General features: G+C 34.8%; 10 protein-coding genes. 3 read left to right on the forward strand and 7 right to left on the reverse strand.

Annotated elements, in window-relative coordinates:
- Positions 1-247: 247 nt before the first annotated feature.
- From LOK41_RS26520 to LOK41_RS26530, 3 genes are read right to left on the reverse strand one after another with little or no spacing between them, the layout of a single operon-like run.
- Positions 248-403 carry a hypothetical protein gene (locus tag LOK41_RS26520; RefSeq protein WP_241818972.1) on the reverse strand — a complete coding sequence of 52 codons (156 nt, stop codon included), beginning with the start codon at positions 401-403 and terminating at the stop codon, positions 248-250.
- Entirely contained in the window at positions 403-1809 is a 1407-nt protein-coding gene (locus LOK41_RS26525; protein ID WP_241818973.1) for a HAMP domain-containing sensor histidine kinase, read from the reverse strand. Before LOK41_RS26525 ends, LOK41_RS26520 begins: the two co-directional genes overlap by 1 nt.
- Entirely contained in the window at positions 1799-2515 is a 717-nt protein-coding gene (locus LOK41_RS26530; protein ID WP_241818974.1) for a response regulator transcription factor, read from the reverse strand. Before LOK41_RS26530 ends, LOK41_RS26525 begins: the two co-directional genes overlap by 11 nt.
- A gap of 164 nt (positions 2516-2679) precedes the next feature.
- On the opposite strand from LOK41_RS26530, the gene LOK41_RS26535 reads away from it, so the two are divergent.
- Positions 2680-4692, forward strand: a complete 2013-nt coding sequence (locus tag LOK41_RS26535; protein ID WP_241818975.1) for a serine hydrolase domain-containing protein — start codon at positions 2680-2682, stop codon at positions 4690-4692.
- A gap of 156 nt (positions 4693-4848) precedes the next feature.
- Here the strand turns inward: LOK41_RS26535 and LOK41_RS29050 are convergent, their stop codons facing one another.
- From LOK41_RS29050 to LOK41_RS26550, 4 genes are all read right to left on the reverse strand, one after another.
- Entirely contained in the window at positions 4849-4977 is a 129-nt protein-coding gene (locus LOK41_RS29050; protein WP_277818776.1) for a hypothetical protein, read from the reverse strand.
- A 235-nt stretch (positions 4978-5212) separates the two neighbouring features.
- Positions 5213-5824 carry a replication-relaxation family protein gene (locus LOK41_RS26540; RefSeq protein WP_241818976.1) on the reverse strand — a complete coding sequence of 204 codons (612 nt, stop codon included), beginning with the start codon at positions 5822-5824 and terminating at the stop codon, positions 5213-5215.
- Entirely contained in the window at positions 5814-6977 is a 1164-nt protein-coding gene (locus LOK41_RS26545) for an FtsK/SpoIIIE domain-containing protein (RefSeq protein WP_241818977.1), read from the reverse strand. Before LOK41_RS26545 ends, LOK41_RS26540 begins: the two co-directional genes overlap by 11 nt.
- An 11-nt stretch (positions 6978-6988) precedes the next feature.
- Entirely contained in the window at positions 6989-7309 is a 321-nt protein-coding gene (locus LOK41_RS26550) for a hypothetical protein (protein ID WP_241818978.1), read from the reverse strand.
- Between the two features lie 311 nt (positions 7310-7620).
- Between LOK41_RS26550 and LOK41_RS26555 the strand changes: the two genes are divergently transcribed.
- Positions 7621-7842: a helix-turn-helix transcriptional regulator gene (locus LOK41_RS26555; protein WP_241818979.1), complete on the forward strand. Its 222-nt coding sequence runs from the start codon at positions 7621-7623 to the stop codon at positions 7840-7842.
- Between the two features lie 146 nt (positions 7843-7988).
- Entirely contained in the window at positions 7989-8189 is a 201-nt protein-coding gene (locus LOK41_RS26560; protein ID WP_241818980.1) for a hypothetical protein, read from the forward strand.
- Positions 8190-8523 lie beyond the last annotated feature (334 nt).

Here is an 8523-nt window from a genome sequence, read left to right on the forward strand (position 1 = left end):
AATAGTATCAGTATGTCCAAGATTTAGAGATTACTTGCATTTATCTTGAAGTTTTTGCACCGGAACCGTTTAACAGGAAAGTACATTTTTTTGCTAACGCCAAAAGTCAATTCATCCCCCCCTACTCACTGGGATACACCCTTCACGTTCTTTGAGGAGGGAGTCTTCTTGACTAGAATGATAAAAAGCACAGTTACATGCTTTTTGGCTGCGTCAAACCGAAATTCATCTCCCACCTATCGTTGGGCTATTGCCCTTTACACGCTTGAGGAAGGAGACTTCTTTCGGGTAATTCGTTAAAAATCTCCCCCTCTTTTCTTTCATAAAGCACAGCAGTTCCTTGGTATATATTTTGAAGCAGATTCAATAGTAAATGTTTTTCAGTTTCATTTAAACCTTCCATCAGAGCTCTTTAGGCAGGGTGATTTGAAATTTTGTTTTCCCTTCGTCTGTATCTAAATAAATTTGACCTCCGTGTTTCTCCACGATATGTTTTGAAATGGTTAAACCGAGACCCGTTCCCCCATCGCTTTTTCTTGATTGATCTCCCCTTAAAAATGCTTCAAATACTTTTTCTTTTATAGCATTAGGAATACCGATGCCATCATCGATGATATTGATATGTATCTTTTGAGTATCTTCAATTAACGAAATAAGAACATTAGTTCCTATCGGGTTGTATTTTAAGGCGTTGGACAGTACGTTAGAAACGGCCCGATATAACAATGTATAATTAAAAGAAACGAATATTTCTTGAGAAGGGATTTCAAATTGAAATTTAAATTGTTTTTCTTCAAACAGACCATAATAATCTGCCGCTATTTCACGGACGAATTCTGAAATATCTAGTGAGTTAGTTGGAAATGGATAGTCAGGGCTTTCAAGTTTAGACAATTCAAAGACATCCTCAATTAATTCTGTAACGAGACGTGCTTTGGTATGTATGATATGTAAAGCCTGCTGTTTCTTCGGCTGCTCCTTAATAAGACCCAATTGCAGTGCTTCAACATAACTCTGAATAGTTGTAATAGGAGTTTTTAAATCGTGAGAGATATGGACAAGCATACGCTGCTTACTTTTCTCTAATTGTTTTTTCTCTTTTTCTGTTTTTTCTAGTTTTTCGGCCATAAGGTTGAAGTCATTCTGTATTTGCATTAATTCATAGTTTGATTTAAAACGAAGCCTTTTGTTGTAATGGCCCTTTGTGATGTTTCTAATTCCAGCAGCAATTGAACGTAAAGGATTTGTTATTTTCATAGCCATCCAGCGGCTATATATATAAACATTAAGCCCAAATAATAGGAGAAAAAGGAGAAAGATTTGAAGTAGCAATTTTGTAAAAGCTGTAATATGGCCTTTCGCTGCACTTGTTACCGAGAACTCTTGCTTTACATATGTTTTGGGGATCTTAACGAGACAATAAGCCCTTTTCCCATCTTTCGTTTTAAATGGTGCTAGAGAAGAGTAATACGGATTCTCCTCTTGGTCGTAAAAAAGGGTGTTTAATTCTTTTTCCGTATAGGCGGATGATTTATCTTGTTTTTTCCCCTTGATATAAATAACGTGCAAATTTTCATCGAGAATTTCTACCCAACCATCAAATGACTCAATTGACTCAGAGGGAATATCTGCATAGTTCTGTCGTTTGATTTCAGTCGCTCTTAAATTAGACAACATAGTATTATCGAATTTCTGTATCAATCGAAAATTTAAAATGACTAGCAAGATAACGACAGTGATCCCAACAGTCAATGAGAAAAAAACATAAGTTTTAATTAAGGTGTTAAATATTTTATTTTTATTGTTCATTCAATTCCTCCTTTTTTGCAAATCGATAACCTAGGCCTCGTATAGTTTTTAAATATACTGGGTTTCTCGGATGATCTTCAATTTTTTCTCTCAATCTACTGATTTGAACCATGATAGTATTGTCATCCGAATAATAATGATCGGACCACACATTCTCGAAGATTTGTTTTTTTGTAAAAATACGACCTGGCTTGCTCATAAATAGCTTCAATAATTTATACTCAAGGGCGCTAAGTTTAATTTCATGTCCACGCTTGTAAAGAATACAAGCGTGGTGATCCAACACTAGGTCATCAAGGCACGTTTGAGAATTCTCTTGATTTAGCGACTCAGTATTAAAGTCATATGTTCTTCGAAGTTGAGCTTGAATTCGTGCTAATACCTCCAACAAGCTAAATGGTTTTGATATAAAATCATCCGCTCCTAGCCCTAGTCCCATAATTTTATCCATTTCTTGATTTTTGGCAGAAAGAATAATAATAGGCAGTTTATGTTCTTTCCGAACTCTTTTAATCAATTCGTACCCATTAATATTCGGCATCATAATGTCAATAATAGCTAGATCAATTTTGAATTTCCGTATAACATTTAAAGCTGATTTCCCATCACGCGCTTCCAGTATCGAAAAGCCTTCCATTTCCAAAAAAAGTCTTAGAATCTCTATGATTTCAGGTTCATCATCGACGATTATTATCGTTCTCGCCATTTTCTCGCCCCCTATTTCCACAAAATTAAAAACCTATCCAAAAACCAAAATTTTCCTTCTGTAAGGTTATTGTAAGATAAATGAAAGTTGAGGGAAAGATTAACATTTTATGATGTAGTTATCTTCAACAATCGAAAATAATGAATTAAGTTAGGAGGATAATTATGAAGAGATATTCTATGTTATTAGTATCTATTATTGTGTTCGTAAGCTCTTTCCTCATCCCTAGCCCTTCATTTGCGACTGGCATGGATATAGGACCGTCTGACGAAAAAACGTTGGAGAATTGGGTGGATCAGTTTTTTAATCAAAAAGACATTAAAGAGTTGAATATTCCTGGAGCCGCTGTTGTGGTGGTGAAGGACGGAAAAGTTTTGTTAAAGAAGGGCTATGGATATGCAAATCAAGAAAAGAAAATCCCTGTTGATCCTAATCAAACTGTCTTTCGTGTCGCTTCTGTATCAAAAGCATTTACAGCTACAGCTCTCATGCAACTAGTGGAACAAGGAAAGATCCAATTGAACGGAGATGTAAATAACTACCTAGATGAAGTGCAAATCAAGAATCCATTTCCACAGTTTGTTACGCCAAAACATTTATTGACACATACAACGGGCTTTCATACAGAAGTGATGAAACCAGAAGATATACAAATGGATGTAACGAAAGTTTCTCCTCTGAAGGATTATGTTAAAGAACGACTCCCGAAAGTAACTCGACAGCCAGGCGAATCTTATATGTACGATAATTACGCTTCTACTCTTCAAGGCTATTTAGTAGAAAAAATTTCTGGAATGCCTTTTGAAGAATACATGAAAAAAAATATTTTTGAACCTTTGCGTATGAAAAACAGTGATTTTGCACTCGCACCTGCCCTGCAGGAACATTTAGCTACTGGTTATGATGAGCAAGGGAATCCAATGCAGCCCTATACTATCATCCCAACCGTAAATCCGGCAGGAAGCATGAATACAACAGCCGAAGATATGGCCAAATATATGATTGCGTATTTGAATGGCGGAACTTATGAGAATGAGCGCATTTTAAAGAATGAAACCATTGAGGAAATGAATCGATACCATTCAGCTATTCATCCTAAATTCCCTGATACGGGTTATGGACTTGAAAATGTAAGTTTTCAGTCTGCTAATGGCCAATACGTTATCGGTAAAGGAGGAAGTTTACCTGATTTTTCTTCTGCCATTTGGTTTTTACCCGAGCACAAACTCGGAATCTTTTTGACATACAACAAACAATCAACGACTGATTTACGTGAACAGTTTTTCAAAAAATTTATGAACCACTATTATTCGCAAAAGGAAGAAAAACCAAAATATATGAGAACGCCAAAAGAAGAACTTAAGCGTTTTGAAGGAGAATACATGGATCTAAGAACTAGATTCCTTGTAACGAAAATTACCGCTATTGGTAATGGCGAATTATTAGCGGAAGATGGGGTCTTAGGCATAAAATCCAAGCTGAAACAGCTTGATCCGCTATTGTTTGTAGACGAACAGGGTAGAAAATTAGCTTTTAAAGAGGATAAAAATCACACTATCTCCTACTTGAAATATGTGGACATTTCCAGTTACGCTGAAAAGAGCAAGCTTTCTTATTATAAAGATGTCAGCAAAAAGAATCGCTATGCAGATTATATTCGGTATACACAATTGCTAGAGCTAACCAAAAACCAAACAGGGAAGTTTCAGCCAAATAAACCAATCACTCGGGCGGAGATGGCATTTATGACTGCACGTACGCTTGCACAATTTAATGTTTCATTTCCTGAAAAATCGGTTCTATTTAACGATATTCCTGACCATTACTGGGCAAAAAGAGAGATTGAAATAGCTGTCAACTTAGGGATAATGAAGGGATCCACTGAAAAAAAATTTTCTCCTGAAGAATCAGTATCCCGTCAAGAGGCAGCCGTGATTTTAATCAATATGATGAAGATACTCAATCCTGGCTTAAAGGATGGAAATGCTAAGTTAAAAGATAAAGTAGATCCATGGGCGGAACAAGCAGTTAAAACGGTAGTTACATTAGAGTTATATGGTCCCGAAGTAACGAAATATCGAGATGGTGTGGTAAGATATTATGCGAAAAGAAATATGACCCACCAGGAAGCAGCAGCTATGATTGTAAGAGCTTTCTACAAAAATTTTGGCAACTAAACCAAATAAAACTGAATGATTAATCCCCCATTAGAAGTTTGGATACCCCAAGCTACTGCTATAAGAGATCACCTAATGACAATCTACTTTTAGTATCTCTAAAAACATCAGGTTAATTTTGAAAGACAAAGGGACAGATCTACTGTCCCTTATTGTTTACTTATTTCGTTTTTTTTGAGCTCTTAATGCTATTTTTTCAAGTCCATTTTCTCCAGCAAATTCTACATCTGCTTTTGGTAGAGCGTTGTTATTATTCTTAACTTGATTTTTATTATTTTTAGTCATATTTTCACCACCCTTTTAGTTTAATTTAGTTATTCCTTCAAGGATGCCAAATTATAAATACACTATGTATAAGCGAAGTAGTATTTTTTCGTTATCAGCACCCTTGATTTTAGTTTGCTTTCTTTTTTGTAGGCTATGCTATTTGATTTTCTTCTTTAACTAAACTGCCTAATACCCAATTACTAATAAGAAAAAGAAAAATCCTGCATTTTCACTACAGAATTTTGATCAAACTTTATTTTGAATTTACCCTTATTTTAGTTATAAACTCATTTATTGAATTAGCTTGAAAGATGCGTAGATTAGAAGAATAAATCTCATAATATTTATCAGTTATCATGAGGATAGAAGGGAAAAACTTTGAGTTTTTAGGTTGCCATGATTCCTTTTGCCATTCTAAACTTGCATAGTAATATTCATATCTGCTTATTTTCTCTTGCATTACTGACTTACTATATACAGATTTTTGTACTTCTATAAAAAACGGAGATTTATGCCATATTGTAAAGGCATCCGGTTCCATGAATTCTTTTCCATATCTCGGTTCTACATCGAATATTTTGGGCTGTTCATACTGAACGAGTTGTTTATATAGATCAACAATTCCAAGGAAATGAGGGATCTTTTGACTAGTTTTTCGAATTGCACTTGGTTGAGAGAAATATATATATGGTTGTTGCGATACATTTGCATCTACGTGACCATCCCTTCTTAATCGCTTCATAACTGTATTGCAACATGTCACAGCATTTTTCAATCCACTAAAGTGTAAATCGATAATATCATCACGGGACATACATCTGAACCTCTGTAAATCACTCAAAATCGCTTTATCTCTATTCCTCATCTTCTAACACTCCAAATACAGGTTGTTGTTCTTCTGGAGGATTTTGTAACGCTATATCCTCTTTGGGTAAACAATAAGGTTCTACGATTTCCTTTGCTTTACTTAATTCTAAATAAGGAGCTTGCACTTTCTTGAAGCCATTCAATTTCAAAATCATTTGTCCAGACTGTTCTAGTTCCTCTGCTCCTGGCGTACCCATAATGTTACTGTTTATTACGCTATCACATTTAAAGCCCATTCTTACGGTCATATTAAGCTTTAGCTTTCCATCTAATATTCTTGCATCAGGCCGTTGCATAGAAAGCATTAAGAAAACTCCTAGTGCCCTTCCTACTGCTGATATCTTTTCAATCTTGTTCATACACTCTTTTTCATCTTGAAGCATTGCAACCTCATCAATACATACGAGAATGTAAGGCTTCTGTTCATCGACATTTAGTTTGTTGTATTCATCAATATGATCCACTTCATATTCTTCCAGAAGTTTTCTGCGTTCTTTGACTTCCTGCCAAACTTTATTAAGCATAATCTTCATTTTGATTTCTTCCATACACACTTCTTTTACATGTTGTACTCTTCGTAAGAAATGAAATTCGGAATTCTTCAGATCTCCTAGATATAAATGCAATTTATCAGAAGACATGCATTGAATAAGCGTAGATAAAATAACACGTACCATACTACTTTTTCCGCTTCCTGTTTCACCCGCTACAAGTAAGTGTGGTGTGTTAGTATCAACCATGTCATATACAATCCTCTTACCAAATTGATCACATCCTACAACAATGGGTAACCGGTACCTTTCTAATAAAGATTGCCACTTCTTATAATGATAATTATACTGTTTTAAACCAGCATCAGATTGAAATACATTGAGTACGAATCGTTTGATGTCGCCTTCTATAGCGATGTTCTTCCCTAATATCTGTTGGAAGCAAAACCACTTTTTTTCTATTTTCTTTGGATCTAATCCATTAGGAATAGTAAATATATACCTCACACATTCTTTTGAAGATGTAATGTCATGTATCTTTGGAAAGATTGGAATTTTCCCTCCACGTGTCTGATGCTCAAAATATAATTCTGCTTTTCGGAATACCTCTGTAAGTCTATATTTTAAAGTACGTTTTTGTATCCATTCTTTTATGGCCATAAAGCCCCCTCCTAGAACATCATTACTATTTGAATAAAGACATAACCAATAAATCCAACCCCACCAATTCGAATTCCGTGATATAGTCCATTAGATAACCACCGCGCTACAGATGTATAATCATTCTGTATCAAGTATTTCTCTAACATAACTCCACCAATTACAATTGAGCCCATTATTCCTAATGCTATATAAGTGTTTAATACCGGTTCTGTCATATGAAGAAAAGCCACCGGACTTAATGAATAATAACTACGTTCTTTCTTTTCTTGTATTTTATATAAACCACCTCTGAATGAACGAAATGTCATTACTTTTTTTCTAATCCCCACAAGCACCTTCCCCTTTATAAACAGAATTAGAAATACTGATTTCCTATACTTCAATGCGTATAAAACCATGGTAACCTTACTTTGGTAATAACCTTGTTAGCTAGTTTGGTAACACGCTAAAGAATACTTTGATAGGTACTTTTGTAACCCCTCGCTTTTCTACCTTGATAAAATCTCATTTCATTACTTTGGCAGCTGCTTTGGTAAATCATATGGCGTATAGCTTGTACATTATTAACACTTTTGTTTAAAAAAATCATGCGTTGGTAAAAATGATAGTAACCAAGCATTTGAGAATAGGAGTGTAAATAGTGTTCGGATTAGGAAAACCATTATCTAACTTTGGAAAGTTTTTAAGGAGAAATCAGATTGCTCAAACAGAGTTAAAGGAATGGAGTGGTGTAAATCAAAATACCATCAGTAGGATTTCACGATCAAATAAGTACAAGCCATCATTGGGTAATGGTCAGAAAATAATTAAGGCCTTGAAGAAAAAAGGGTATAACGTAGATTTCGATGACTTTTGGATGTGAGAATCAGCTCAATAAACAGGAGCTGATTTTTTTTGGAGAAATCCCCTATTTTTTTGTTTTGTTAATGAGGATGAAATGAGTTAGGAACCATTGTGTAATCTTATAGAAAGGATATAATTGTAGCAAAAAATTTTGAAGGCAGTATTATGAAACCATCAGTATCCCAGATTTTTGAGCAAAAGCCTGATGTATGGGGACTTAGAGGTGATCCTTATTTATGGGATGAACTTCAAAAGGTTTTTACCACAATTCCATTACCTTTCTCGAAAACATGTTTTATCCACTATTTTGAGCAGTTTTTTCAGGAACTCACAAATCATCAGTTAAATACGGAATCCGCTTTTTAGGTAGAAAAATATGACCATGGGGGTATTTCAAGTGGAGGTATTAGTGTGAAATTTTGGTAGAAAAACACTCTACCACTTTTAATCATTCGATTACAAAAAGTGAACAAAGAAAAATAGCAGTAATTCTAATAAGCATTAAAAAATGAAGAGTTTCTGATTACAATGCTTGTACAACTGTCACAAACAATCATATTTAACCATGTATATCCAAATATACATGAACTTGTTTTACATCATGCATGAAAGCTACACATACTCTCTCCAAAGGACCCTAGTTATTCACAAGATCGGGTTATATCCTAATATTGAACAAGAAAAGACCATTAACGCTAGG

This window comes from Bacillus sp. TL12 (genome assembly GCF_022625245.1).
Lineage (GTDB): Bacteria > Bacillota > Bacilli > Bacillales > Bacillaceae_G > Bacillus_A.